The following is a 25,362-nucleotide window of genomic DNA, read 5'->3' on the forward strand; positions in this document are numbered from 1 at the left end:
CCATGAAATAAAAAAGTCAAAACAAGCTAACTTAAACAATTTACTTCTAGTTTTGCCAAGCGCGCAATTGTCGATGACAAATTGACTCACTTGTATTTTGGGCAATAAAGCCCTGCCAAGATGAAGGTAGAGTTTCGAGCACACGCAGCGCTGCCTCACGATTTTCAAACTCCGCGAAACAACAAGCTCCAGTACCAGTCATTTTGGTTGGTGCATATTTTAGCAACCACGCGAGGGTCTTTTCAACCTCGGGGTAAAGCTTTTTGACAAGAGTTTGACAGTCGTTGCCCGTATCCGAGAGTTTCCAACCGTTTTTTAGCTTAGGCGTATTGCGCGGTAAGTCTGGGTGGGTAAAGACTAACGCGGTGCTGACATGAACGGGTGGGGCAACCACCAAATACCATTTTTGCGCGATGTCAATTGGCTCAAGTTGCTCGCCAACGCCGTGGGCTACAGCTGTTTTACCTTCAACAAAAACAGGCACATCGGCACCTAGTTGGAGGCCGAGTTTTGCAAGTTCTGGAATAGTAAGCTGACATTGCCACAGCGTATTGAGTGCCAATAAAGTTGTCGCGGCATCGGAGGAGCCACCACCAACACCTCCACCCATGGGAAGCCGTTTATTTAACTGAATATCGACACCAGCAGTTATTTTTTTATAGGGCTCAAGAATTTTGGCGGCTTTATAAATGAGGTTATCTTCAAGTGGAATACTTGCGGTGTCACCACAAATGACGATTTCCTGCTGGTTACTGGTTAGCGTAAATGCTAATTCATCACCAAAATCTAAGAAAGTAAATAAAGTTTCTAGTTCATGGTAGCCGTCTTCTCGACGGCCATTGATATGCAAAAAAAGATTTAATTTTGCCGGAGCGCTTAGCGTCAATGTCTTCATTTAAACTGCCATGAAGTGATTAATACTTTGACCTCAATATTGGTCGACGAGAGTTTCATGCGGCTAGGCAGCCACATTCCGTCTTGCATTTTATATTGTTGATAGGTGATTTGCCACACTCGGCCAGATGGGCTTTGCCACTGTGCATTGCTTATTCTGCCAAGATCATCAAGTTCACTGGCTGGTGCTTCAACTAAGCCCGTTAGCCATTGAGGGGCTTGATTGACCGGAAGAGAGAGACCACTTAAACGCTTAACCAAATCGCTACTGTCCATGCCTTTATGGACATTGTCTTCAAAGGTCAGCTCCGAATGTGTGTCTAATTCTTCTAGCTCGAATATGCGGGTGCCCACAAAACTGGTTAAAATCAGATTTTGTTTCTCTTCTTTTAAATACCAATTAAAGTTAGCTGATTGACGATTGTCTGGGGCAATAAATGCAAGTTTACCTCTCGCTTGCCAATTTTTTTGTTGTTTTAGCCTAGATTGCCAGTCTTGTGCTACGTTTTGCTGAGGTAATTGTTGCGCACAACCGGTTAAAATTAATAAAAATATGAGTAAAATCAAATGAAGTTGTCTCAAAGGCCTTTCCTTACTTTCCATATTCGATTGATTTTTGGTAAAATTGCCGGCTTTAAAGCAGGGCTCGAGCAATACTGGCATCTATGACCATCATCGCACTTGGTATCAATCACAAAACCGCGTCTGTAGAATTACGTGAAAAAGTGGCGTTTTCTCCAGAACAGCTTACAGAAGCATTGCACCAACTCCAACATTCTTCGCAGTTTAAAGAATCTGTGATTGTGTCGACCTGCAATCGAACCGAGATCTATTGTAGCCTTGAGTCTGCTGATCCCCAAGCACTACTCGGTTGGTTGTCAGATTTTCATAACATAGAGCAACGAGACTTAACAGAAAATGTCTATGTGCATATGAATCAGGATGCGGTGAACCATTTAATGCGAGTTGCCTGCGGTCTTGATTCATTGGTGTTAGGTGAGCCACAAATTCTTGGCCAAATTAAACAAGCTTTTAGTACGGCCAAACAACACCATGCAATTCAGCCAACATTTGAGCGTTTATTCCAAAAAACTTTTTCGGTGGCGAAGCAAGTGCGCACCGAAACCGATATTGGTGCAAGTGCTGTCTCAGTGGCGTATGCCGCTGTTAATTTAGCAAAGCATATTTATGGTCAATTGGATAAAACTCAGGTCTTGTTAATTGGTGCCGGTGAAACAATAGAGTTAGTTGCTAAACACTTATCGCAGCATAATCCAAAGTCAATCACAGTCGCGAACCGCACAATTGAGCGCGCACAAAACCTAGCAAAAGAAGTTGGCGGTAGTGTTATTTCACTGGCACAGTTACCAGATGCGCTACCAAGTGCAGACATTGTTATTAGTTCAACTGCGAGCACTTTACCAATTATCGGTAAAGGAGTGGTCGAGCAAGCGCTTAAAAAACGTCGCCATAAACCAATGTTATTTATTGATATCGCGGTGCCTCGCGATATCGAAAGCCAAGTGTCAGAGTTGGATGCTGCATATCTTTATTCAGTTGATGACCTGCAGGCGATAGTCAATGAAAACTTGGCCAGTCGAGAACAAGCGGCCATTGAAGCGCAGCAGATCATCGATGTACGCACGCAAGAGTTTTCCGAGTGGCAACGTTCGCTGCATTCAGTGGATGTGATTAGGCAGTATCGCCAAAGCGCGCAAGAAATTAAAAATGAGCTCGTGGACAAAGCACTAAATCAGCTACAATCGGGCAAAGAAGCAGATAAAATTATTATTGAATTAGCAAATAAGCTGAGTAATCGACTAACACACGCACCAACACGCGCCATTCAAGAGGCTGCGAAAGAAGGCGATATAGATAAGTTAGCGCAACTCAAGCAAACATTAGGTATTGAGCAGGAATAACGTGTAAATGAAAGAGTCTGTATATCGTAAGTTAGAAACCTTAGTAGAGCGCTATGAAGAAGTTCAAGCGATGCTAAGCTCGCCTGAGGTGATTAGCGATCAGAACCGCTTTCGCGCCTTGTCAAAAGAGTTTTCAGAATTGGAAGACGTAGTTAAAGCGTTTACAGCCTACCAGCAGGCTCAGGAAGACGTCGCAACTGCTGAAGAAATGCTAAAAGACTCAGATCCAGACATGCGTGAAATGGCACAGGAAGAGTATAAAGAAGCAAAGGCTGCCATTGCTGCGCTTGAAGATGACCTTCAAGTATTGATGTTACCAAAAGATCCAAAAGACAATAACAACGTATTCTTGGAAGTGCGTGCGGGAACCGGTGGTGATGAAGCCGCGATTTTCGCTGGCGATTTATTCCGTATGTATAGCCGCTATGCAGAAACGCAAAAGTGGCGCGTTGAAATCGTGAGCGCTAACGAAGGCGAGCACGGTGGCTATAAAGAAGTTATCGCTAACATTAGTGGCGACGGTGTTTATGGCAAACTTAAGTTTGAATCTGGTGCTCACCGTGTACAACGTGTGCCTGAAACGGAATCTCAAGGCCGTGTTCACACCTCTGCATGTACGGTTGCCGTGATGGCAGAGATCCCAGAGGCAGAAGCAATTGAAATTAATCCATCTGACCTAAAGGTGGATACTTTCCGTGCTTCGGGCGCAGGTGGTCAGCACGTAAACAAAACCGATTCTGCTATTCGTATCACTCACTTGCCGACAGGCGTTGTGGTTGAATGTCAGGACGAACGTTCACAACATAAAAATAGAGCGAAAGCGCTGTCTGTACTAAGTGCGCGCTTGCAGCAAGCTGAGGATGAAAAACGTGCAGCAGCAGAAGCTTCTGAGCGCCGTAATCTAGTAGGTAGCGGTGACCGCTCTGAGCGTATTCGTACTTACAACTTCCCGCAGGGCCGTATTACCGATCACCGTATCAACTTGACGCTATATCGCCTTAATGAAGTGATCTCCGGTGAGCTGGGTGCTGTTATCGATCCGCTGGTTATTGAATATCAGGCTGATCTATTAGCAGCAATGAGCGAAAGCGATTAATGCCAACACTTAACATTGCCCAAGCCGTTGCTTGGGCAACCTCTGAGTTGTTACCACACTCCGAGTCAGCAAAGCTCGATAGCGAAGTGTTATTACTCCATGTTATCGATAAAAACCGCACTTATCTCTTTACTTGGCCCGAAGCTGAGCTTTCTGCACTAGAGCAGCAGCAATTCGAAGAATGTATTGCACGCCGTGTTACGGGAGAGCCTGTCGCACACATCACAGGTCAAAGAGAATTCTGGAGCTTGCCTTTAAAAGTGAACAACAGCACGCTTATTCCAAGGCCTGATACTGAGACTCTGGTTGAGCATGTTTTAACTCTCAGCATGCCAAATGACGCTCAGGTGCTAGACTTAGGCACAGGTACTGGCGCGATTGCACTGGCGTTGGCGAGTGAATATCCGGCTTGGCAAATCACCGCAGTAGATGCTTCAGCAGACGCCGTGGCGCTTGCAAAGTCTAATCAATCTCAGTTGGGCTTTAGAAACGTGTCGATTTTGCAAAGTGATTGGTTTAGCGCAGTTGCAGAGCAACAGTTTGATTTGATTGTGAGTAATCCACCTTATATTGATGAAGCCGATCATCACTTATCACAAGGGGATGTGAGATTTGAACCGCTCAGTGCGCTGGTCGCAGATGACCATGGCTATGCGGATATTTTTCATATCATCAGGACGGCTAAGCTATATCTGAACTCGGGGGGATATTTGCTACTTGAACATGGCTTTGAGCAAGCAGATAAGATCCAACAGTTTTTTGCAGAAATGGCGTATATTAATATACTTACAATAAAAGATATGGCAGGGTGTGATAGAGTGACGTTGGCAATGTTGCCGTAAAGTCACGAACTCACACGAAAGTTAGGCGCTTCAATAGGATCCGCAATATGGATGATTTTTTGTTTTCAGACGAACCCGCTGACGTAGTTGAACCTGAAAAAGTAGGCACTTGGAAGGTTATTATTGTCGATGATGAGCCCGAAGTGCATGCAGTGACAAAATTAGCACTGAGTGACTTTGAGTTTCAAAAAAAGCGTCTGGAATTTATTAGCGCTTATTCGGGTGAAGAAGCAAAGAAAATCGTCGATGCCAATCCCGATGCTGCGGTGGTGTTACTGGATGTTGTCATGGAAACCGACGATGCTGGTTTGCAGGTCGCAAAATACATTCGTGAAACCGCCAAAAACAATCATATCCGTATCATTTTAAGAACTGGTCAGCCGGGCCAAGCGCCTGAGCGCCAAGTTATCGTGAACTACGATATCAACGACTATAAGTCAAAAACAGAACTCACCGCGCAAAAGCTCTTTACTGTCGTCATGTCGAGTTTACGTTCATATCGTGACATTCTCGCCATCGATCAATCAAGACAAGGGCTTGAGAAAATCATTAAAGCCTCCCGTGATATTTTTGCTACTCACTCAATTGAGAGTTTTATTGAGGGTGTGTTACAGCAACTTACGTCGCTGATAGGTACGGTCGACCAAGCTATGTATGCAACGTCACTTGCGGCCGGTAAAGAAGCTGGCCAAACGAACGATCAACTGGTTGTATTTGCAGGGCGTGGAGAGTTTGAAAGTAGCGAAGGTAAGCCGATTTCTGAAGTGCTTAGCAGCGATCAAATGGATGCCTGCTTAAAAGCACTACAAGATAAAGACATTGTATATAAAGACAATTATCTATTTGCCTATTGCTCCAGTGACTATAACCACGCCTCAATGCTATTTGTGTCTGGTATTCCTGAATTCTTAACCGAAACTCAGCGTCATTTAATTGATATTTTTGCCCAGAATATGCAATTGGCGTACGAAAATGTACAGCTACAAGCCGAGATTGAAGATACCCAGCAAGAACTGGTGATCCGTTTAAGTGAAGCGCTTGAGCTTCATTCCACCAATACCGGCAATCATGTTAAGCGCGTTGCATATCTTTGTCATACGCTTGCCAAAGAAATGGGTCTTTCTGATAAAGAAGCTGAGCTGGTGAAAATGGCGTCACCACTGCACGACGTGGGTAAAGTTGGTATTCCTGACGCGATTTTAAATAAGCCTAGCAAGCTGGATGACGAAGAGTGGAAAGTCATGCAAACCCATACAGACAAAGGCTTTGACTTGTTAAAAGACTCTCGCCGTGAGATTGTCAGTGCGGGCGCACTAATCGCTCGTGACCACCATGAAAAATGGGATGGCAGCGGTTATCCGAAAGGTAAAAAAGGCGATGAAATACACCTTTATGGTCGCATCGTAGCACTAGCTGATGTGTATGATGCGTTACGCCATAAACGTTGCTACAAAGAGGCATGGAGCCAAGAAGATGCACAAAAAGAGATTACTGCGCAAAAGGGAAAACACTTTGACCCCAAACTCGTGGATGTATTCAACCGTTGTATTAATGAGTTAGAATTGATCCTACAACGTTTCCCTGATTAGAGAATAATATGGATTACATGGCGTTAAAACATACGCACTTACTATTTGTGGTATTGAGCATAGTGCTTTTTTACACTCGCGCGTTTTCGCGTTTGGGTTCTGGTAAATTAGCAACAAACAAAGGCGTGTTTATTACCAGCCACAGTGTAGACACTTTACTGTTAGTTTCAGCGGTCATTTTGGCGGTAACGGCGGGGCTCAATCCTGCACAACAACCTTGGCTACTACAAAAAATCGTATTGGTGTTTGGTTATATCGCATTGGGCTTTGTAATTGCAAAAGCAAGTGTTAAAAAGACCAAATATTTGGCGCTAGGCGCTGCAACATTGGTACTAATGGCCATCGCGCACCTCGCCGTGAGCAAACAAGGCTTCTTTGCTTAACCATTTCAATTGGCGCTTGGTTTATCACCGAGCGCTCCTATATCTCCATAATAAGTAAACATTTTTACTATTTCAGCGAACGATAGATTGGTATTACTAAATTTCCCCCCTTGGGAATATGACAAAAAGTGGTAAACTAGTCGTTCTAAATGAAAGCAATTCAAGAGAAACCGAATTCTATGAAGAATGATATCTGGTTAGATGAGAATGACTTATCTCTCGATGACAATTCAGATGCATTTTCCTATCCGCCATTGATCCGTTGTATCAAGGCTGAGCAAAGTTGGGATGCACAAGCTGACACCAATGAAACTTTGTGTCAGTTAGCAGAGCTTGAATTTGCCGTGGATGAAATTCGCCATAAGCATACAAACAATCATAAATGTTTGGATGAAATCTTAGACGCTTTTTATACCTTGTGGCTATTCAGTGGTAGCAGTCAAAAGGTGCCTGAATATAAGCTCAATAGCGTTTGTTACGCACTTTCTATGCGCAGTGGTACCAATACCGCACTGGGTCTTGTTTTAGTGCATCTGCTTGAACGAGCGAAATTAGAGGCCAGTCTTGCCCTAAGCCAAGGAGAGATTGTCGTACACGTCGCTTTTAGCGAGGAAGAAGGTTATGTCATTGAGCCAAGCTCAGGCCACCAGAGCTGGTACATAATTCCAGAAAACGAAAACAACCAAGACAAAGAGCAAGAAAAAGACCAAGAGCCGATGGAGCTTATTTTTAACGAAGAGTCGTTAAAGCTTTATTTGTCTCAGCAAAAGTGGGCGTTTATTGCGGCAGAAAAGTTTGGTCACGCGTTAAGTTGCGTCGAGCAATTGATGGATATCTTAGGCGATGATCCTTATGAACGTCGTGATAGAGGCTATCTACTCAACCAATTAAATTGTCCGAAGATGGCAAAAGACGACTTACAATTTTTTGTTGATGAATGTCCGGACGACCCAACCATTGAAGTGATCCAGCATCAGATCAAAGAGTTGGCCGATCATAATAATATTTTGCATTAAAAATAGTTATATAAAAAATAATAACAGCGAGGATTTATGGAGCAAAGCGCTGCGCTCGTTACCAATAACGCGGTAATTATGGGCCTGTTGGCCGTTATTCTGGGATTTGTTTTTTACACATCGAGTCAAAAAAGCGGAGTTTGGGCAAAGTTTTACAAGTACGTGCCGGCGCTGTTGATGTGTTATTTCTTACCATCTCTGTTAAATACCTTTGGTATCGTTGATGGCAACAATAATGATGTTTACACGGTAGCAAAGTATTATCTGTTACCCGCTTGTTTGGTGTTATTGACACTGAGTATTGACCTAAAATCGATAGCGGCTTTGGGTAAAAAAGCGATTATCATGTTCCTAACGGGAACGGTGGGTGTGGTGATTGGTGGCCCAATTGCGCTTTTACTTACTGCTACCTTTATGCCTGAGCTACTTGGTGTAACAGGCCCAGAAGCCGTATGGCGTGGTATGGCCGCGCTTGCAGGAAGCTGGATTGGTGGCGGTGCCAATATGGTGGCGATGAAAGAGATTTACGGCGCGGGCGGAGAAATTTTCACCATCATGGTAACGGTTGATATTGTTGTCGCAAACTTGTGGATGGCGTGCTTGCTCTATATGGCGGCGCGCAATAAAGAAATTGATGCGCGAACCGGGGCGGATACTTCTTCAATCAATCGCCTAATTGACAAAGTACAAGCATTTGAAGCCGAGCACGCAAGAAAACCCGAGCTCAAAGATTTGATGATCCTAGTTGGTTTTGCTTTTGGTGCTACGGGGCTTGCGCATTTTGCTGCGGACCTACTGGTGCCATTTTTTAGTAGTAACTACCCAGAGCTAAAGAAGTTTTCTCTTCACAGCAAACTGTTTTGGATCATTGTCCTCGTTACGACCATAGGTCTGGCACTTTCGTTTACCAAAGCACGTCAATATGAAGCGGTTGGCGCGTCAAAAATTGGCTCAAGCTTTTTATATATTTTAGTAGCAACCATTGGTCTACACATGGATATCACCAAAATTGTTGAGGCGCCTAAATACGTCGTTATTGGTGTTATTTGGATGGCCGTACATGTTGGTTTGTTATTTATTGTTGCTAAATTAATTAAAGCACCTGTGTTTTATGTTGCCGTTGGCAGTAAAGCAAACATTGGTGGTGCGGCATCTGCGCCGGTGGTGGCCTCGGCTTTCCACCCAGCGCTTGCTCCGGTCGGTGTGTTACTGGCGGTGCTTGGTTATGCCCTTGGTACTTATATGGCTTGGTTATGCGGACAATTGCTTCGTGTAATAGGCAGCTAAAGGATAAAAAATGAATACAGATATTATTAACGTTGCGGGACGAGAAGTTGCAAACGATAAGCCGTTTGTACTGTTCGGTGGAATGAATGTGCTTGAGTCTCGTGATTTAGCAATGCAAATCGCAGAGCATTACGTTGAGGTCACAAGTAAACTTGGGATCCCATACGTATTTAAAGCGTCATTTGATAAGGCTAACCGCTCGTCAATTAACTCTTACCGTGGCCCTGGCATGGAAGAAGGCTTAAAGATTTTTGAAGAAATCAAAAAGACCTTTAATGTACCGATTATCACCGATGTGCATGAGCCATTCCAAGCAAAACCCGTTGCAGAAGTTGCTGATGTGATCCAGTTACCTGCGTTTCTTGCCCGTCAAACTGACTTAGTTGTCGCTATGGCAGAAACTGGCGCGGTGATCAACGTGAAAAAACCACAGTTTTTAGCGCCACATGAAATGCGTCATATCATTAAGAAAATCAATGAAGCGGGCAATGACAAAGTTATCCTCTGTGAACGCGGCAGCAGCTTTGGTTATAACAACCTGATCGTAGATATGCTGGGCATGGATGATATGAAGCATATGGCTCCTGTTATTTTTGATGCGACACATGCGCTACAGCGTCCAGGTGGTCGTAGCGACTCTGCCGATGGCCGCCGTGCTCAGGCTGCTGAGCTTGCTCGTAGCGGTATGGCACTTGGGTTAGCTGGACTTTTTATTGAAGCGCATCCGAATCCAAATGAAGCTAAGTGTGATGGTCCTTGTGCATTGCCATTGGCTAAACTTGAAGGCTACCTACAACAGATGAAAGCGGTAGATGAGCTAGTTAAGAGTTTTGCGCCACTGGACACCAGCGCAGCTGATTTATAATCTATACCCAAGCGACCTCATAATTAGATGTTGTTTGGGGATTTTACTTGCCCGCGGTTAGCGGGTTTTTTATAGGCATGAATGAATGTCACGACGAGTTCCACCATTAAATGCATTAAAAGCCTTTGAGGCGGCAGCACGACACCTGAGCTTTACCAAAGCAGCAGAGGAGTTATACGTCACTCAAGCTGCGGTTAGTCATCAAATTAAAATCTTAGAAGAACATCTAGGTTTAAAGCTGTTTTTGCGCAAAAATCGCTCCTTACTATTAACTGAGGAAGGGCAGGGCTATTACCTCGATATTAAAGATATTTTTTCACAATTAATCGATGCGACTGAAAAGCTCCTAGCGCGAGGCGCAAAAGGGTCGTTAACGGTGAGTTTGACGCCGAGTTTTGCAATTCAATGGTTGGTACCAAGGCTGAGTAACTTTAACGAGTTGCACCCTGAAATCGACGTACGGATCAAAGCCCAAGATCACGACGACAACTCGTTAACGGATGACGTTGATGTCGCGATTTACTACGGTCGTGGTAACTGGAATGGGGTGCAAACCCATAAGCTACATACCGAGTACTTCGTGCCATTGTGTAGCCCATTTTTATTAACGGGCCCCAAACCGCTCAATCAGCCAAGCGATTTGGCCCAGCATACTTTGCTTCATGACACCACGCGTCGTGCTTGGAAGGCATGGATGAAAACCGCTGGGGTCAGAAATGTGGCAGTAAATACTGGGCCTATCTTCAGTCACTCCTCTATGGTGTTACAGGCAGCAATTCACGGCCAAGGTGTGGCGCTGGGCAATAGCGTACTGGCAAGACCGGATATAGATGCAGGGCGACTGGTTATTCCATTTAGCCACCACCTTGAAAGTAAAAATGCCTATTACTTGGTATTTAGAGAGTCGCAGTCAGAGCTGGGTAAAATAGTTTCATTCAAGGAATGGATGCTTGATATGGTAGAACACGAACAAGAGTTAAATAGTTTATGAGCGCAGTAAATATCGAATGGCACTATGCTGAAAACCCAGTTGCACAGTTTATTTTTGCCCATGGTGCAGGTGCAGGAAGCGATAGCGATTTTATGCAAGAAATGGCTAAATTGCTTGCCTCTAAGGGCGTTCAAGTTGGGCTCTTTGACTTTGAATATATGCAGCAAGCCAAACAAGAAGGGAAAAAACGCCCACCAGAGCGTGCTCCTAAGCTACTCGCGTATTTTCAGCAAGTATTGGCCGCAGTAGAACCAAGTTTACCGCTCTTCATTGGTGGTAAGTCAATGGGCGGGCGTATGGCATCTATGCTGGCCTGTGAAACCACCGTAAAAGTGGAAGGGGTACTTGCGTTTGGTTACCCATTCCACCCGCCAGGTAAGCCGGAAAAGCTCAGAGTGGACCATTTTCCTGAGCTGAAATGTCCGCTGCTCATTTTACAAGGCGAACGTGATACCTTTGGCAATCGTACAGAGGTTGATGCCATGTGCTTTCCAGAGCAAGTCATGGTGAAATGGCTCAAAGATGGCGACCATTCACTCAAGCCTCGTAAAGTGAGTGGTGTAAGCGAGTCAGAGAGCCGTGCGAATGCTGCCGTGATTGCGGCGAATTTTATCAAGGAGCGCTGTCATGGCTAAGCTCTACTTGATTATTGGCAGTGTGTTATGTTTATTGTCTGTGGCTCTAGGCGCGTTTGCCGCTCACGGTCTCAAAGGACGTTTGAGCGACTATGCCATTGGTATTTTTAATACGGCGGCACAGTACCAAATGACTCACGGCCTTGCCATTATTGCCACCGCGTTTTTAATCAAATGGGGCCTCAAGGTACAAGTTGCTGGTGGCTTTTTTATTGCGGGTGTATTGCTATTTAGTGGTAGTCTGTACTTACTAGCCTTAACGGGCATGAAATGGCTAGGGCCAATCACCCCAATCGGTGGTACCTGTTTTTTAATTGCTTGGATTTTATTGATAGTTCAAGCTGCTAAATCTTCCTTTTAATCTAGAGAATCTAATGTCGAGTATCGTTATCTATTGTCGCGGTGGTTTTGAAAGTGACGCCGCAGCCGAAATTAATCATTATGCTGCAAAGCATGGAATTGCTGGCTACGTAAAAGCTAAGCCGAATACTGCTTTTGTAACATTTGAGTGCTTTTCGCCAAATGATGCTGAGACCTTAGCGAAGAAAATCGACTTTAAGAAACTGGTGTTTGCAAGGCAGTGGTTTGTTGGCACTTTACATACCCATATGCCGATTGAAGACAGAGTGAGCGTGATAAAAGCGGCTGTGGAAGGTTTTCCTTTGTGTGGTGAGCTGCGCGTTGAAACGCCAGATACTAACGAAGGAAAAGAGCTTTCTAAATTCTGTAAAAAGTTTTCAACCCCATTGTCTAAGGCGCTCGAGAAACAAAACAAGCTGACTCGTGAGCTAAAACCTACCAAGCCTGTATTACACGTATTGTTTCTTGCCAATAACACCGCTTATGTCGGTTATTCGTTTAGTGATAACAATTCGCCATTCTTTATGGGGATCCCACGTCTGAGAATGCCATCGGACGCACCAAGCCGCTCGACGCTAAAATTAGACGAGGCATTCCATGTCTTTGTGCCTAAAGATCAGCAAGAGACACGTGTGCGTGCGGGGATGCGAGCCGTTGATTTAGGTGCTTGTCCTGGTGGTTGGACATACCAACTCGTACGCCGTGGCATGTTTGTCGCCTCAATCGATAATGGCCCGATGAATGATGACCTGATGGAAACGGGACAAGTGAAGCACTACCGTGAAGATGGATTCAAATATCGCCCAGAAAAGCGCAATATTGATTGGCTGGTGTGTGATATGGTCGAAAAGCCAACGCGTGTTGCTGATTTGATGGTGGACTGGGTGGTGAATGCGTTCGCTCGAGAACTGATCTTTAACTTAAAGCTACCGATGAAAAAACGCTTCTATAGCGTGTATGAATGTCTTACGCTTATCCATGAAGAGCTGCAAAAGTACAATGTGGATTATGAGATCCAAGCAAAGCACCTATATCATGACCGTGAGGAAGTCACGGTACATATTAATGTGCTTAAAGTACCGCAAAATTTGTATAGCTGATTTGTAGGAGCGATTTCACATCGCGATATTTTACACAAAGATCGCCGCGTAAAGCGGCTCCCACACAGATGTTAGATTATTTGTAGGAGCGATTTTACATCGCGATCTTTTTCATCAGGCTCGCCTTGTAAAGCGGCTCCCACACCGATGTTACCTTATTTGTAGGCGCGATTTAACATCGCGATATTTTTCATCAATCTCGCCGCGTAAAGCGGCTCCCACACCGATGTTATCTTATTTGTAGGAGCGATTTCACATCGCGATCTTTTTTATCAAGCTCGCCGCGTAAAGCGGCTCCCACACCGATGTTACCTTATTTGTAGGAGCGATTTCACATCGCGAACTTTTTCATCAATCTCGCCGCGTAAAGCGGCTCCCACACGGGTATAATCTTAGTTGTAGGAGCGATTTCACATCGCGATCTTTTTGTCTTAATCAATCAGTCTTAATAGCTTGTTACGCGGTTGATTTCTGTAAGCGATGTCACTCCAGCGGCGGCTTTTTTCAGGCCAGATTTACGTAAGTTATCAAAACCTAACTGCTCTGCTTTTTCGGCAATCTCAAGAGAGTTTCCCCCTTCCATGATCAGGTGCGAAAGCTCTGGCGTGATTTTTACCACTTCATAAATGCCCACACGGCCTTTGTAACCATCGGTGCAGTGTTCACAGCCTTTAGGCGCAAAAAGGGTAATCTCTTTAATTTGCTCGGCAGTAAAGCCTTGCCCTAGCAAGGCTTCTTCTGGCAGCGTTTCAGGTGTTTTACACTTAGGGCAAAGACGTCTTGCGAGACGCTGGGCAATAATCAAACTCACCGAGCTTGCTACGTTGTACGCCGGCACGCCCATGTTTAATAGACGGGTGAGCGTTTCAGGCGCAGAGTTGGTGTGCAGTGTACTCAATACTAAGTGACCGGTTTGGGCGGCTTTTATTGATATTTCAGCGGTTTCAAGGTCACGGATCTCACCAACCATCACCACATCCGGATCCTGACGTAAGAATGCTCTCAAGGCATTGGCGAAAGTCATATCCGCTTTGGTATTGATTTGTACTTGGTTAATACCCTCAAGGTTTATTTCTACAGGGTCTTCCGCGGTGCTGATATTGCGCTCTGGCTGATTAAGAATATTCAAGCCAGTGTAAAGTGACACGGTTTTACCGGAACCCGTTGGGCCGGTTACCAAAATCATGCCTTGAGGCTGCTCTAGTGCGTCGAGGTAAAGCTGCTTTTGCTCAGGTTCATAACCTAGCACGTCAATGCCGAGCATGGCGCTGGACGAATCTAGAATACGCATTACGATTTTCTCGCCCCACATGGTAGGCAGCGTACTCACACGAAAGTCGATACTTTTGCGCTCGGAAATCTTTAATTTAATACGGCCATCTTGCGGTTTGCGTTTTTCCGCTATGTCTAAGTGTGCCATCACTTTGATACGGGCGGCGAGGCGAGTAGCCAGTGTGTTTGGTGGACTTGCCATCTCATGCAGCAGGCCATCGATACGAAAACGCACGCGGTATTTTTTTTCGTAGGGCTCAAAGTGCAGATCCGACGCGCCTTTTTTTATCGCGTCCATTAAGATTTTATTGATATAAACGATGATTGGCGCATCGTCTTTATCTTCGTTGGTGTTTTGCTGTTTAGGCTCGTCATCAACTTCTAAGTCGGCAAATTCTTTAAATTCTTCTTCAGAGATCGAGAGACCGCCCGTTGCATCAAACAGCTGATCAATCTTTGCTTCGAGCTTTTTGTAGTCGGCGACTAAGACTTCACACTGTAATCCAGTACTAAACTCAAAGTTCTCAAATGCGCCAAAATCAGTAGGATCGGAAGCCGCTACATAGAGTTTTCTACCTTTTTGTACCAGCGGTAAAATATGGTGCTTACGGATCAGCTTTTCTTTGACTAGCGCCGGTGGAATTTCACTAACGTTAAAGTGATCAAGATTAAAAAAGGGCACCTTGAATAAGTCTAGGCATTCTTCAGCTAGCTCTTTGGAGCTCATTCCTGAACTTAGGCAAATCAACTCGGCGGTGGTGTTTGCTTCTGACTGGCGAGACTTTATTTGCTCAGCAGTAACTCGCCCTAAGGTAATAAATTTACGCAGTAGCGGGGAATGATGTTCCATAGTACCTCTTTGCCTTCACATTGAATGCATATTCAATATTTATCATTAAGTTGGAAAAATGCCAAGCTATCACTGTGAGTGTAGATTAAGTTTTACAGCCAAGTCTAGCCTAATTATTTAGTCTTACTTTCACTTTTGCTAGATTGATAAACTCATTGTGTAATCTATCTGTCTCTTGCAGGCTTTCAACTAGCGGTTGGTCGTTGTCTAATATGTAGTCCGCTTTTGCTTGTTTATCTGAGCGCGGTAACTGCGACTCGATAATACGGTTTACTTGCGCTGCATCTACCGAATCACGGCTGATTGTTCTCGCGATTTGCGTATCAACGGCGACATCAACAAGTAAAGTGGCGTCGCAGTAGCGCTCTAAACCATTTTCGAACAGCAGAGGCGCCGCTAAAACCACGTAATCGCTTTGCGCTGCGTTTAACTGCGTGAGTATTTCATTACGGATAAGCGGGTGAAGTAGCTCATTAAGCCACTGTTTTTTATCGGCATCAGCAAAAATAATGGCTCTTAACTTAGCCCTGTCTAAGTTGCCGTCAGGCTGTAAAATGGCACTGCCAAACTCATCAGTAATTGCTTGTAGCCCAGTGCTGCCTAGTGCGACTACTTCTCGTGCAACGATATCGGCGTCAACAACCACTATCCCTTTTTGCTGCAAGTGGTTAGTGATGGCCGTTTTACCTGCACCAATACCGCCCGTCACCCCTAAAATCCAATTATTCGTTTTTAGCATTGTGTTACTTTACATTATTAAGTTTACGTACCACAGCTGTAGCTGCTCGCCGTACATTAGGGTGATCCAGCCTGCGATGGCTAAGTAAGGGCCAAATGGGATTGGGGTGGCTTTATCTCGGCCTTGAACACTTAATTGGATGCTACCAATGATTGCGCCGACCAGGCTTGAAAGTAGCACTATGGTTAAGATTGCTTGCCAGCCCATCAATGCCCCAAAGATGGCTAGCAGTTTAAAGTCGCCATAGCCCATGCCTTCTTTACCTGTGAGTAATTTAAAGAGCCAATACACACTCCATAAACTCAAATAGCCTATGGCCGCACCAATGATGGCATCATTGGGCTCAATGCCAACACCAAAACAACTGGCAACCAACACTAACCATAAAGTTGGTTGCGTTAACTGATCAGGCAGTAACATTTCGTCGATATCGATAACCGTAAGTGCGACTAATACCCAAGTAATCAAAATATATAGAGTGGCTTCTAAAGTGGCACCAAAATACCACGCAACCCATATGGAGAGTAGGGCGGTTGTTAGCTCCACCAAAGGATAGCGGACAGAGATTGACGCGTCGCAGTGGTTGCATTTGCCTTTTAATAATAGCCAGCTGATCAGTGGAATGTTTTGCCACGCTTTAATCGGCGTTTTGCAGCTGGGGCAATGAGAATTTGGTTTAATTAAATTAAACACGGGTGCTTCAGCGGTTTGTGTTGGTAGCTCATCGGCAAGCAACACGCGACATTCTGATTGCCAGCTCTGCTTCATCATTTTAGGTAAGCGAAGAATAACCACATTGAGAAAGCTACCGATGCAAAGGCTGACGAGTCCGACGGTGAGTAACCAATACCATAACTGGGTTTGCATCAAGTTGATAATATCTTGCATAAGTTGGGCGCTTGCTTATATTTTTTTGTTTAAATTACCGAGGCATACTCGGTATGGATTTTTGCAGTTTACCACATAGCACTATTGAGAGGCACAGCACTGCACCTCTTAATAGTGTAATTTTGTGAACAAAATTAAATAACTGAACCTAGTTGGAATATCGGTAAGTACATGGCGATAATCAGGCCACCGATCAGTACGCCGAGTACCACCATAATTAATGGTTCTAATAGGCTAGATAGGCCATCCACCGCATCATCGACTTCTTGCTCATAAATGTTAGCGACCTTTGCCAGCATACCGTCTAAAGAACCCGATTCTTCACCAATAGACACCATTTGCACCACCATATCAGGGAATACTTTGGTGTTATGCATTGCCCAGTGCATTTGGTTACCCGAGTTAACCTCTGCTTTTATTTCTTTAATTGCGTTTTTGTAAATAATATTGCCCGACGCACCTGCGGCAGAATCTAGTGCATCGCCAAGGGGAACACCCGCTGCAAAGGTGGTAGAAAGCGTACGAGCATAACGCGCCACCGCCGCTTTTTTCAGGATCTCGCCAATCACTGGAATACGTAAAATCATACGGTCGTTAAAATGCTTTACCGCAGGACTGCGAATAAGCATTTCTTTATAGGTATAACCAAAAAGGCCAATACCAAGCACAAATACCCACCAATATTCCTGCATAAATTCGGAAATCGCGATGACCATCAACGTAAAGGCGGGGAGTTCAGCACCAAAGCCTGCAAAGATATCTTGAAATTGAGGTACAACGAAAATAAGCAAAATACCAGTAACTATGAGTGCTACAGCCACTACAGCAATGGGGTAGAATAGCGCCTTTTTAATCTTAGACTTAAGTGCTTCAGTTTTTTCCTTATAAAGCGCGATGCGGTCAAATATGGTATCAAGTGCACCAGACTGTTCCCCGGAATGGACAAGGTCACAGTAGAGTTCATCAAAATATCTAGGATAAGCTCTTAAAGATTTAGCGAGAGGTTGGCCTGCTTTTACTTCATCGGCAATATGACTGATTAATTTTGATAGGCTTTTGTTTTTTATGCCTCGGGCAAGCATCTCTAAGGTTTGTACTAGAGAAACTCCCGCCATAAGCATAGTAGCAATCTGTCGAGTCGTTGTAGCAATGTCAGAGGACTTGATCTTTTTAGTGCCGGTAAATCCAAATAGAGGTTTTGGTTTTCGTTTTACTTTGGAAGGAGTTATTCCCTGCTTCCGCAGCTGAGCTTTAACAAGCGCTATACTCTGGCCAGTTATTTCACCGTTTAGCTTTTTGCCTCGGTTACTGACACCTGACCAGATAAATGTGTCATGATCTTTATTGGACATTGAATCTCACAAAGGGTGTATGAACACCCTCGTATAAATTAGCTACAGTTTCCTGGTAACCAACTAGCGCTAGCATCACCTGTTACAGTCCCTGTACATTCCCAAGAAGTAATTTGAAATCCGGCTGTAAAATTATCTGCTGTTGCTGCGTTTTCGCCATTTTGGGGTGTTAAAACTATGTTTAAGCCAAGTAACGCATCAGCGCCTGTAACGGTTACAACTCCGGCTGTTGTAACAGCTAAAGCACTTACAAAACGAGTACCCGTAAAATTATCATCACAAGGTGCAGGATCTTGACCTACTTGCGCTCTTTCAGTCACGCAAGTTTTAGCAGTACTCGCGGCTAGAAGAAGCTCTGCAGCTCTTGCTCGTTGCGTGTAGTCTTGATAAGCAGGCAGTGCTACCGCAGCTAGAATACCGATGATTGCTACTACAATCATTAGTTCGATTAGGGTAAAACCACCCTGTTGTTTTTGAGTCATGATGTGTCTCCTAAATTTTAAGTGACTTAACCGTACAATGTTTAAGTTAAGCGTTTATTAAAACCTTTGCAATAATTACCAATCCATCGAATCAACAAACTGGTGTGCTCAAATTGACTTAACGGCGACCAAGAAGATGCAACAAGTTCATCATTCAAAAATCTTAAAAGCTAAACCCGTTAAGTTTGTGACCGTTCCCTAATCAACTAGAAGTGTAGCACCGATTTAGTTTCAGCGATCACAATTAACATTTACTTTAATAGTAAACGCTGAGCTCAGCAATTGAATTTTAATAATAAATTATTGATTCTCTTGCGGTAGCTCAAGCTTTCCTAATATCGGTTCAAAAAACGAACGGAACCAATCGTTACCGAACATTAAGATCTTGTTACACTCTAGTTCTTTTGTCGTATTTAACGGGTTTTAAGTAGGTTTGTCAACGAAATAGAAAACTTTATCTATTACGTGGGATTACGGGAAAGTGCAGAACACTCCGTTTATGGTAGCGATTTTGTTATTCAATAAGACTAGCTACAGAAAATTGAACCATTACTGGCAGTGTCGCATTGATAGCTTGAATGCCACATTAAGTAAGACAGAAAAACAAAAGGGCTCAATCAAGGCCCTTTTTACATGTATAAAAGAGAGGTAGTTGTCTAAAACTTTACATTATTCAAAGCGCATCGACAGGTCGATGCTTTGTACATGCTTGGTCAGTGCGCCGCTTGAAATAAAATCAACACCGGCTTGTGCGTAAGTCGTCAAAATTTCAATGGTCATATTACCAGAGACTTCTAGCTTAGCTTTACCTTGCGTGATTTCAACCGCTTGTTGAATTTCACTTACGCTGAAGTTGTCCAGCATAATAATATCGCTGCCAGCATCTAAGGCTTGTTGTAATTCGCCTAGGTTTTCTACTTCAACTTCTACCGGCTTGTCTGGGTGGTTATTACGCGCAGTCGCAACGGCTTTAGCGATACTGCCACAGGCGGCAATGTGGTTTTCTTTAATAAGATATGCATCGAATAGACCAATTCTGTGATTTTTACCACCGCCACATTTAACGGCGTATTTTTGTAGCGCTCTTAATCCTGGGATGGTTTTACGTGTATCTAGTAGTTTAGTTTGCGTACCACTTAAAATCTCAACATATTTTGCTGTGGTGGTTGCCGTGCCCGATAGCGTTTGTACAAAGTTAAGCGCCGTGCGTTCAGCGGTTAGGATCGCTCTTGCTGAGCCGCTTGCGGTGAACAAACGGGTGTTGGCGGTGACAAAGTCGCCGTCGTTCACAAGTACGTTGACGCTAACACTTGGGTCGACCTGCTGAAAAACTTCTTCGATTAACGCCTTGCCAACGAACACACAATCTTCCCTTGTGATCACATAGGCATTTGCCTGCTGCGTTTCTGGGATAAGGGCTGCGGTAATATCACCTTCGTTTGGTGTTTGATAATTAAGGTCTTCGTCTAGCGCCTGCTTTACCATTTGGCTGATAAGGTTTTGGTCAATCATAGGTTGTCTTTTCATTTTTTCTGCAATGGCCGAATTTTACGCGCGTTTGCCTAGGAGTACAATTGATGGAGAAAAATTCACGAAATTTGGCGAGGTGGCTTTTATTTCGCGGGGTAAACCCGCTGCTACGGTTATGTGTTGTTTGCTGTGATTTGATGTTGAGCCCTTGTGTGTTTTCGTAGCAGCGACTTTATGTCGCGATAGAATATTTGAAATACAAAGCTTTGTTTGTAGAGAATGAGTTGACTGCCAAAACGGAGGTCGCGGGGTAAACCCGCTGCTACGGTTATGTGTTGCTTGCTGTGACTTTATGTCGAAACCAATGTGTATTTTCGTAGCAGCGACTTTATGTCGCGACAGCGTGTTTGAAATGCAAAGCCGTGTTTGAAGGGAGTGAGTTGCCGGTCAAAACGGAGGTCGCGGGGTAAACCCGCTGCTACGATTATGTATTGCTTGCTGTGACTTTATGTCGAAACCAATGTGTGTTTTCGTAGCAGCGACTTTATGTCGCGACAGCGTGTTTGAAATGCAAAGCTTTGTTTGTAAAGAATTGAGTTGACGGCTAAAACGGAGGTCGCGGGGTAAACCCGCTGCTACGATTATGCATTGCTTGCTGTGACTTTATGTCGAAACCCTTGTGTATTTTTGTAGCAGCGACTTTATGTCGCGACAGAGTATTTGAAATACAAAGCCGTGTTTGTAAAGAATGAGTTGATGGCCAAAACGGAGGTCGCGGGGTAAACCCGCTGCTACGATTATGTATTGCTTGCTGTGACTTTATGTCGAAACCAAAGTGTATTTTTGTAGCAGCGACTTTATGTCGCGACAGAGTATTTGAAATGCAAAGTTTTGTTTGTAGAGAACGAGTTGACTGCCAAAACGGAGGTCGCGGGGTAAACCCGCTGCTACGGTTATGTGTTGCTTGCTGTGACTTTATGTCGAAACCACTGTGTATTTTTGTAGCAGCGACTTTATGTCGCGACAGAGTATTTGAAATACAAAGCCGTGTTTGAAGGGAGTGAGTTGACTGCCAAAACGGAGGTCGCGGGGTAAACCCGCTGCTACGGTTAGGTGTTGTTTGTTGTGATTTGATGTCGCGACACTATTGTTATACTAAACCCATCCCTACCTTTTGTCTTATTTTGTCTTTATAATCGAATGCAAACCAAGGCTTGGAACTAATACTTTGAATTGGCTACCTTTTGCTAAACACAAGCAATCCCCCCATTACGATGAAAGACCACAAGCGTGTGAGATAGATTTACTGGTGGTCCACAATATCTCGCTGCCTGCAGGGTGCTTTGGCACGCCGTACGTGGAAGAGTTATTTATGGGCACGCTGGACTGCGGCGCACATCCAACTTTTTCTGACTTAGAGGGAGTAAGAGTGTCGGCGCACTGCGTTATACGTCGTGACGGTAGCATCACCCAATACGTTCCCTTCATTGAACGGGCTTGGCATGCTGGAGTGTCGCAGTGGCAAGGTCGAACGCGTTGTAATGACTTTGCAATTGGTATTGAAATGGAGGGTACAGACACCACGCCATATACCGAAGCACAATATGCGAGTTTAGTAAAAACAACGCGTTGGCTGCAGCAGCACTATCCAAAGCTGACGAATGATCGTATTGTAGGGCACAATGATATTGCTCCTGGAAGAAAGACAGATCCGGGGGCTGCATTTGATTGGCAGCATTATTTTACCTTGTTAAATAACCAAGAGAGCTAGGCAAGCATGATCTTAATTTCTATCATCATCGCGCTTATTATTGAACGACTTGGCGCGCGGGCGAATTACTGGCAAGTCGACTATTACCTGCAAAGTTACTATGCGAAAACCAAATCTTGGACCCAGCCAAATGCCATGTTGGGTTCGCATTTCGGTGTGATGCTTTGGTTAGTTATTCCTGCATTGGTTGTTGCTTTTATTTACAGCCTAAGTGACTTTGTGTTTTGGCAGTTTGCAATCAATATCTGTGTGCTCTTAGTCTGTTTTGGCTGTGCAAAATATCGCAAGCTTTATAAAGGCTATTTGAATGCGCTGACCAGAGGTGATAACGAAGCGGCTACGCTTTATGCGTTGCAAATGGGGCAAGACAAATTAGAAGATGAGCCGGGCGGCGAGACGTTTGGTCAGACGCTTTCGTGGATCAACTTTCAACATTACTGCGGAGTTATTTTTTGGTTTGTGGCGTTGGGCGCGCCGGGCGCTGTGCTATATGCGATGGTAAGACAGATTGTGCATTGGCATCATGAGCAAGAAAATCCGCCACTACAGCATGTGTTTGAGCAGTTTTGCCGGTTATTTTATTGGCTAAATTGGCTTCCGGCACGGATCGCAAGCTTTGGTTTTTTGATCATCGGTAACTTCAGTAAAGGCACGTCAAGTTGGTTGAAGTATGTGCTAGATTTTAAAACCACAAATCGTCAAATCGTCACAAGCACTGCACTTGCGGCTGAGCAAATTGAGCAACAGTTTTTAGGTTGTACTTTTGAAGCAAGCTGTATGATGCGCCTCGTGAAACGTAATATTTTGTTTTATCTCGTGATTATCGCAGTATTAACCCTATTTGGTTGGGTGGAGTAGCTGTAGCTGCAAATTACACACCTTTATAACAAATGCTCCATATACTGTAAGGGCATATGGAGCAGTTGAAATCAGTGTTTAAAATTGGCCTCTAACCAGCGCTTTTTCTGCTCTTCCATTTTGGTAACAAGCGGCGCATCAAAGCCCATGTTTCGAACCACATACTCCGTAACATCTATCAAATCACACACCCCAGTTACCGACCAAAGCGCTTCTTCTAGGTCTTTTGCTTTGTGGATTGCATAGTGGCTTACATAGCGCAGCTCATTCGCAAGATAATCCATATCTGGGCGGCCGGTTTTTGATACATAAAGCTGATAGACAAAGAGTAGGTCATTGCGTAGTGCTTTTTTAGCATACAAATACAGGCTATCAATGGCCTCTTCATGGGCAATAACTTGCGCACCTACCGCTTCGTGTTGACTGCTTTGGTTTGGATCAAACTTAATAAACACCAAGTATTTGAGCGGTTTATCCTGTCGCGATTTTGTTTTTAGAATTTCGGTGAGCTTTTCTTCGACGAAACGGTCGGGGAAAACGGCTTTGGCGTCCAAGGTGTTATCGTCATTATCGCTAAACGAATGCAGTAAGTGGTGAAGGGATGTCGGGTAAAGCCCCTGTCCAATTGCTCCCACCGCATTATGTGAAGTTTCTTTGTGTAAATAAAGTGGAAACTGACAAACGGATTTAGTCACCATGTTACGCAGCGCGAGTGATAGCCCCGGTACCTTTGGCGCTTCATCACAAGCAACCAGCTTGTCTTTATTGCTCTCAATAAGGGCCTTAAAGAACCCCATGGCAGAATGATCGAGTTGACCTATTTTTTGCACTTTCAAGTTAATGATGGTTTTAGTTTTATTGACCATCATTACTTCATAGCGCAAATTCGTTAAATTGTGCTGTTTCGTCAGTCTCTGCAAATCGACTAAGTCCAAGTGTATTGAGTCACCTTTATTCAGCGGCATTTCTTGACCGCACTCTATTTGTAAACCCATGACAGAAAAATCACGGGTAACGCAGTTGAACGTGCCTTGACCATCGATATGAACGACGACATTGGTTTTATAAAGATAGCGTCTGTGTGCACGCAAGTTAACGTATTCTAACGCAACCACCTCAAGTGGAGGGGGGGTGGCTGATTTGCCGTGACCGAACTTCTTTAATTGATTAACTAAGCTTTGTTCATAACTCAGACGTTGGAATCGCTCAGTGATAGACGGGTTTCCGATATCTGTCAGTAACATGAGATATTTTACGTCTTGGATAAAGCCTTGCACCCTCGGGGTGGGGCGTTTATTTAGCTTTTCGACATTTTTACCTGCACTTGCAGGAAGCGAAAGTGGGATAAAGGCGTCTTCATGGTGACTTGGCATCAACTGAACTTTAAACGTGCGCCAGCTGTCTTTTTGGCTGCCAAAGGCAAAAAACAGATCGTTTAGCTGCTGCATTTCTTCCAGCTCAAAGTCAAAGGCTGAGTAAAAGTACATTTTGCCTTGACTTGAGTGAGTAAACACATGGCATACCGCTTCTTTTACCGCGCCAGAAAGCGCAAGTAGTCGCTGCATTCGTTTTTGGTTGAAGACGGAATAAAGGCCTGATTGTTTTCTTTCGTCTTCAAAGTAGTAATTGATATGGGCGTTATTTTCGTTGGTAAGCACCATGCTTGGATAAAGCTGTTTTTGTTTCTCACTGATGAAAACAAACAAAGAGCAGACGCGTGGAAAATAATACTGTTCGTAGCCTTTACAAACGACGGCATCCAAAGTGTTGTCGAGATTTATCTTATAGCGGCGTTTGTTACCGTGTATAAAACTATTTAAAAAGTCATCAAACCCTTGGTTTTTCTCGATAAAGGTGCGTTTTAAGCGAACTTGGTTGTATTCAATTGTGCCGGGTTCTACAGCGACGACTTCATACTGAATACCTTCTTTCAAGCCAAGTTCAAAGTCTTGCTCGAGACCCACTAAGCGGATCGAAATAATTTGTCCAGGATCTACCTGTTGATTGGTTGGTAATTTTATTTTAGCGCCGCTGAGGGAAATATCGGAGGTAGTAGCGGAAACCTTAGGGCGATTTTTTGCCAGTTCCACAGTGATCTTAATGGAGTAATTCATGCGCTCTTCGGAGCGGCTTTCGTACGACGCGAAACGGACTAGTTTAGTGTAATTATGATTGACCGCGTCCTTTTCTACTTCTTCTTCGCGTGCTTTGGCCTGCTTTTGCATGACCTTATAATTATTGTCGGTACTCATTACGGATTCGTAAACTGCAAGGGTATAACCCCCATGTTTAGCGACTTCCCGCTCGAATACCTCAATGGCCAAGTCATCCATAAAGTGCTGTTTGCCTTCATATTCATAAGGCTTAACTTGACCTGCGACTTGTCCTCTGAGGTCAATAAATCGTGCCACGGGCTGAGATAGCCGCGACATTTCCATTTTTAATAGAAATTGGTCCGGCTTGGATAGGTCCGCAGTACGTTGCTTAAATATGCGATCAAAAGCCGGATCGCCAAGATCCAGCTTTAAATCTTCAATTAAGCTTTGATATTTTTGTAATCTATCTTCAGGCATAAACAGTTTTACACGCGCTCATTTTATGTGACCAGTTGGGTCACCGCCAATATTATGTCAACATTGGCGCTTTATTAGTTTATTCTTAACCTATTATTGTGTTTAAGCAAGATATATACCTGTAATT

23 protein-coding genes are annotated in these 25,362 nt (G+C 44.2%); 14 read left to right on the forward strand and 9 right to left on the reverse strand.

The genetic code is table 11. From position 1 onward, the window contains the following. Nucleotides 1-46: 46 nt before the first annotated feature. Together ispE and lolB are read right to left on the reverse strand one after the other, a co-directional pair. Complete coding sequence (gene ispE / locus QSH61_RS04805) at nucleotides 47-895, reverse strand: 4-(cytidine 5'-diphospho)-2-C-methyl-D-erythritol kinase (RefSeq protein ID WP_206471297.1); 849 nt, start codon at nucleotides 893-895, stop codon at nucleotides 47-49. Beyond that, nucleotides 892-1,476 carry a lipoprotein insertase outer membrane protein LolB gene (lolB, locus tag QSH61_RS04810; RefSeq protein WP_158299104.1) on the reverse strand — a complete coding sequence of 195 codons (585 nt, stop codon included), beginning with the start codon at nucleotides 1,474-1,476 and terminating at the stop codon, nucleotides 892-894. The genes ispE and lolB overlap by 4 nt, the downstream gene beginning before the upstream one ends. 83 nt (nucleotides 1,477-1,559) lie before the next feature. On the opposite strand from lolB, the gene hemA reads away from it, so the two are divergent. From hemA to rlmM, 12 genes are all read left to right on the forward strand, one after another. After that, nucleotides 1,560-2,816, forward strand: a complete 1,257-nt coding sequence (gene hemA / locus QSH61_RS04815; protein WP_010370453.1) for a glutamyl-tRNA reductase — start codon at nucleotides 1,560-1,562, stop codon at nucleotides 2,814-2,816. Nucleotides 2,817-2,823: 7 nt separating this feature from the next. Continuing rightward, nucleotides 2,824-3,912, forward strand: coding sequence for a peptide chain release factor 1 (gene prfA, locus QSH61_RS04820; protein WP_010607352.1), 1,089 nt, complete (start codon nucleotides 2,824-2,826; stop codon nucleotides 3,910-3,912). Beyond that, nucleotides 3,912-4,754 (forward strand): peptide chain release factor N(5)-glutamine methyltransferase, encoded by an 843-nt coding sequence (gene prmC, locus QSH61_RS04825; protein WP_206471298.1) that lies wholly within the window; start codon nucleotides 3,912-3,914, stop codon nucleotides 4,752-4,754. The genes prfA and prmC overlap by 1 nt, the downstream gene beginning before the upstream one ends. A gap of 47 nt (nucleotides 4,755-4,801) precedes the next feature. Further along, a complete protein-coding gene (locus QSH61_RS04830; RefSeq protein ID WP_102056258.1) occupies nucleotides 4,802-6,343 on the forward strand; it encodes a response regulator in 1,542 nt (513 codons plus the stop codon). 8 nt (nucleotides 6,344-6,351) lie between these two features. Then, nucleotides 6,352-6,726, forward strand: a complete 375-nt coding sequence (locus QSH61_RS04835) for a SirB2 family protein (protein WP_206471299.1) — start codon at nucleotides 6,352-6,354, stop codon at nucleotides 6,724-6,726. Nucleotides 6,727-6,875: 149 nt separating this feature from the next. Further along, complete coding sequence (locus QSH61_RS04840; RefSeq protein ID WP_017217935.1) at nucleotides 6,876-7,742, forward strand: tetratricopeptide repeat protein; 867 nt, start codon at nucleotides 6,876-6,878, stop codon at nucleotides 7,740-7,742. A 36-nt stretch (nucleotides 7,743-7,778) separates the two neighbouring features. Further along, entirely contained in the window at nucleotides 7,779-9,029 is a 1,251-nt protein-coding gene (locus QSH61_RS04845) for a DUF819 family protein (protein WP_010607347.1), read from the forward strand. Nucleotides 9,030-9,039: 10 nt separating this feature from the next. Beyond that, nucleotides 9,040-9,894, forward strand: a complete 855-nt coding sequence (kdsA, locus tag QSH61_RS04850; protein WP_206471300.1) for a 3-deoxy-8-phosphooctulonate synthase — start codon at nucleotides 9,040-9,042, stop codon at nucleotides 9,892-9,894. A gap of 85 nt (nucleotides 9,895-9,979) precedes the next feature. Further along, complete coding sequence (locus QSH61_RS04855) at nucleotides 9,980-10,885, forward strand: transcriptional regulator GcvA (protein WP_128725963.1); 906 nt, start codon at nucleotides 9,980-9,982, stop codon at nucleotides 10,883-10,885. After that, on the forward strand, nucleotides 10,882-11,520 hold the full coding sequence (locus QSH61_RS04860; protein WP_045989837.1) for an alpha/beta family hydrolase: 639 nt from the start codon (nucleotides 10,882-10,884) through the stop codon (nucleotides 11,518-11,520). The genes QSH61_RS04855 and QSH61_RS04860 overlap by 4 nt, the downstream gene beginning before the upstream one ends. After that, nucleotides 11,513-11,881, forward strand: coding sequence for a DUF423 domain-containing protein (locus tag QSH61_RS04865; protein ID WP_206471301.1), 369 nt, complete (start codon nucleotides 11,513-11,515; stop codon nucleotides 11,879-11,881). The genes QSH61_RS04860 and QSH61_RS04865 overlap by 8 nt, the downstream gene beginning before the upstream one ends. Nucleotides 11,882-11,894: 13 nt before the next feature. Then, the gene (rlmM, locus tag QSH61_RS04870) at nucleotides 11,895-12,980 is read left to right on the forward strand and encodes a 23S rRNA (cytidine(2498)-2'-O)-methyltransferase RlmM (RefSeq protein WP_206471302.1); all 1,086 of its coding nucleotides are present in this window, start codon (nucleotides 11,895-11,897) and stop codon (nucleotides 12,978-12,980) included. A 445-nt stretch (nucleotides 12,981-13,425) separates the two neighbouring features. On the opposite strand, the gene pilB is transcribed toward rlmM, so the two are convergent. The 6 genes from pilB to nadC form a co-directional block, all read right to left on the reverse strand. Beyond that, nucleotides 13,426-15,102, reverse strand: coding sequence for a type IV-A pilus assembly ATPase PilB (gene pilB, locus QSH61_RS04875; RefSeq protein ID WP_206471303.1), 1,677 nt, complete (start codon nucleotides 15,100-15,102; stop codon nucleotides 13,426-13,428). 109 nt (nucleotides 15,103-15,211) lie between these two features. Then, nucleotides 15,212-15,841 (reverse strand): dephospho-CoA kinase, encoded by a 630-nt coding sequence (gene coaE / locus QSH61_RS04880; RefSeq protein WP_206471304.1) that lies wholly within the window; start codon nucleotides 15,839-15,841, stop codon nucleotides 15,212-15,214. A gap of 9 nt (nucleotides 15,842-15,850) precedes the next feature. Then, nucleotides 15,851-16,729 (reverse strand): prepilin peptidase, encoded by an 879-nt coding sequence (locus tag QSH61_RS04885; RefSeq protein ID WP_206471305.1) that lies wholly within the window; start codon nucleotides 16,727-16,729, stop codon nucleotides 15,851-15,853. Between the two features lie 134 nt (nucleotides 16,730-16,863). After that, a complete protein-coding gene (locus tag QSH61_RS04890; RefSeq protein WP_206471306.1) occupies nucleotides 16,864-18,081 on the reverse strand; it encodes a type II secretion system F family protein in 1,218 nt (405 codons plus the stop codon). A 38-nt stretch (nucleotides 18,082-18,119) separates the two neighbouring features. Beyond that, nucleotides 18,120-18,563 (reverse strand): pilin, encoded by a 444-nt coding sequence (locus QSH61_RS04895; protein ID WP_206471307.1) that lies wholly within the window; start codon nucleotides 18,561-18,563, stop codon nucleotides 18,120-18,122. Between the two features lie 669 nt (nucleotides 18,564-19,232). After that, complete coding sequence (gene nadC, locus QSH61_RS04900; protein ID WP_130126786.1) at nucleotides 19,233-20,075, reverse strand: carboxylating nicotinate-nucleotide diphosphorylase; 843 nt, start codon at nucleotides 20,073-20,075, stop codon at nucleotides 19,233-19,235. Between the two features lie 1,186 nt (nucleotides 20,076-21,261). Here nadC and ampD point away from each other — a divergent pair. Both ampD and ampE read left to right on the forward strand, forming a co-directional pair. Beyond that, nucleotides 21,262-21,804 carry a 1,6-anhydro-N-acetylmuramyl-L-alanine amidase AmpD gene (gene ampD / locus QSH61_RS04905; RefSeq protein ID WP_010607337.1) on the forward strand — a complete coding sequence of 181 codons (543 nt, stop codon included), beginning with the start codon at nucleotides 21,262-21,264 and terminating at the stop codon, nucleotides 21,802-21,804. Between the two features lie 6 nt (nucleotides 21,805-21,810). Next, the gene (gene ampE / locus QSH61_RS04910) at nucleotides 21,811-22,662 is read left to right on the forward strand and encodes a beta-lactamase regulator AmpE (RefSeq protein ID WP_095727228.1); all 852 of its coding nucleotides are present in this window, start codon (nucleotides 21,811-21,813) and stop codon (nucleotides 22,660-22,662) included. Between the two features lie 71 nt (nucleotides 22,663-22,733). Here ampE and QSH61_RS04915 read toward each other — a convergent pair whose 3' ends face one another. Continuing rightward, nucleotides 22,734-25,235, reverse strand: a complete 2,502-nt coding sequence (locus tag QSH61_RS04915) for a PilZ domain-containing protein (protein WP_206471308.1) — start codon at nucleotides 25,233-25,235, stop codon at nucleotides 22,734-22,736. Nucleotides 25,236-25,362 lie beyond the last annotated feature (127 nt).

It is taken from the genome of Pseudoalteromonas sp. JC3 (assembly GCF_030291895.1).
Taxonomy (GTDB): domain Bacteria; phylum Pseudomonadota; class Gammaproteobacteria; order Enterobacterales; family Alteromonadaceae; genus Pseudoalteromonas.

Coding starts and splice junctions, on each gene's coding strand:
- coaE (WP_206471304.1), bottom strand. CDS start 15,841: ATGCTAAAAACGAATAATTGGATTTTAGGGGTGACGGGCGGTATTGGT.
- pilB (WP_206471303.1), bottom strand. CDS start 15,102: ATGGAACATCATTCCCCGCTACTGCGTAAATTTATTACCTTAGGGCGA.
- ampE (WP_095727228.1), top strand. CDS start 21,811: ATGATCTTAATTTCTATCATCATCGCGCTTATTATTGAACGACTTGGC.
- QSH61_RS04835 (WP_206471299.1), top strand. CDS start 6,352: ATGGATTACATGGCGTTAAAACATACGCACTTACTATTTGTGGTATTG.
- QSH61_RS04885 (WP_206471305.1), bottom strand. CDS start 16,729: ATGCAAGATATTATCAACTTGATGCAAACCCAGTTATGGTATTGGTTA.
- QSH61_RS04845 (WP_010607347.1), top strand. CDS start 7,779: ATGGAGCAAAGCGCTGCGCTCGTTACCAATAACGCGGTAATTATGGGC.
- QSH61_RS04915 (WP_206471308.1), bottom strand. CDS start 25,235: ATGCCTGAAGATAGATTACAAAAATATCAAAGCTTAATTGAAGATTTA.
- QSH61_RS04840 (WP_017217935.1), top strand. CDS start 6,876: ATGAAAGCAATTCAAGAGAAACCGAATTCTATGAAGAATGATATCTGG.
- QSH61_RS04860 (WP_045989837.1), top strand. CDS start 10,882: ATGAGCGCAGTAAATATCGAATGGCACTATGCTGAAAACCCAGTTGCA.
- hemA (WP_010370453.1), top strand. CDS start 1,560: ATGACCATCATCGCACTTGGTATCAATCACAAAACCGCGTCTGTAGAA.
- QSH61_RS04855 (WP_128725963.1), top strand. CDS start 9,980: ATGTCACGACGAGTTCCACCATTAAATGCATTAAAAGCCTTTGAGGCG.
- QSH61_RS04830 (WP_102056258.1), top strand. CDS start 4,802: ATGGATGATTTTTTGTTTTCAGACGAACCCGCTGACGTAGTTGAACCT.
- prmC (WP_206471298.1), top strand. CDS start 3,912: ATGCCAACACTTAACATTGCCCAAGCCGTTGCTTGGGCAACCTCTGAG.
- ispE (WP_206471297.1), bottom strand. CDS start 895: ATGAAGACATTGACGCTAAGCGCTCCGGCAAAATTAAATCTTTTTTTG.
- rlmM (WP_206471302.1), top strand. CDS start 11,895: ATGTCGAGTATCGTTATCTATTGTCGCGGTGGTTTTGAAAGTGACGCC.
- kdsA (WP_206471300.1), top strand. CDS start 9,040: ATGAATACAGATATTATTAACGTTGCGGGACGAGAAGTTGCAAACGAT.
- QSH61_RS04895 (WP_206471307.1), bottom strand. CDS start 18,563: ATGACTCAAAAACAACAGGGTGGTTTTACCCTAATCGAACTAATGATT.
- QSH61_RS04865 (WP_206471301.1), top strand. CDS start 11,513: ATGGCTAAGCTCTACTTGATTATTGGCAGTGTGTTATGTTTATTGTCT.
- nadC (WP_130126786.1), bottom strand. CDS start 20,075: ATGATTGACCAAAACCTTATCAGCCAAATGGTAAAGCAGGCGCTAGAC.
- prfA (WP_010607352.1), top strand. CDS start 2,824: ATGAAAGAGTCTGTATATCGTAAGTTAGAAACCTTAGTAGAGCGCTAT.
- QSH61_RS04890 (WP_206471306.1), bottom strand. CDS start 18,081: ATGTCCAATAAAGATCATGACACATTTATCTGGTCAGGTGTCAGTAAC.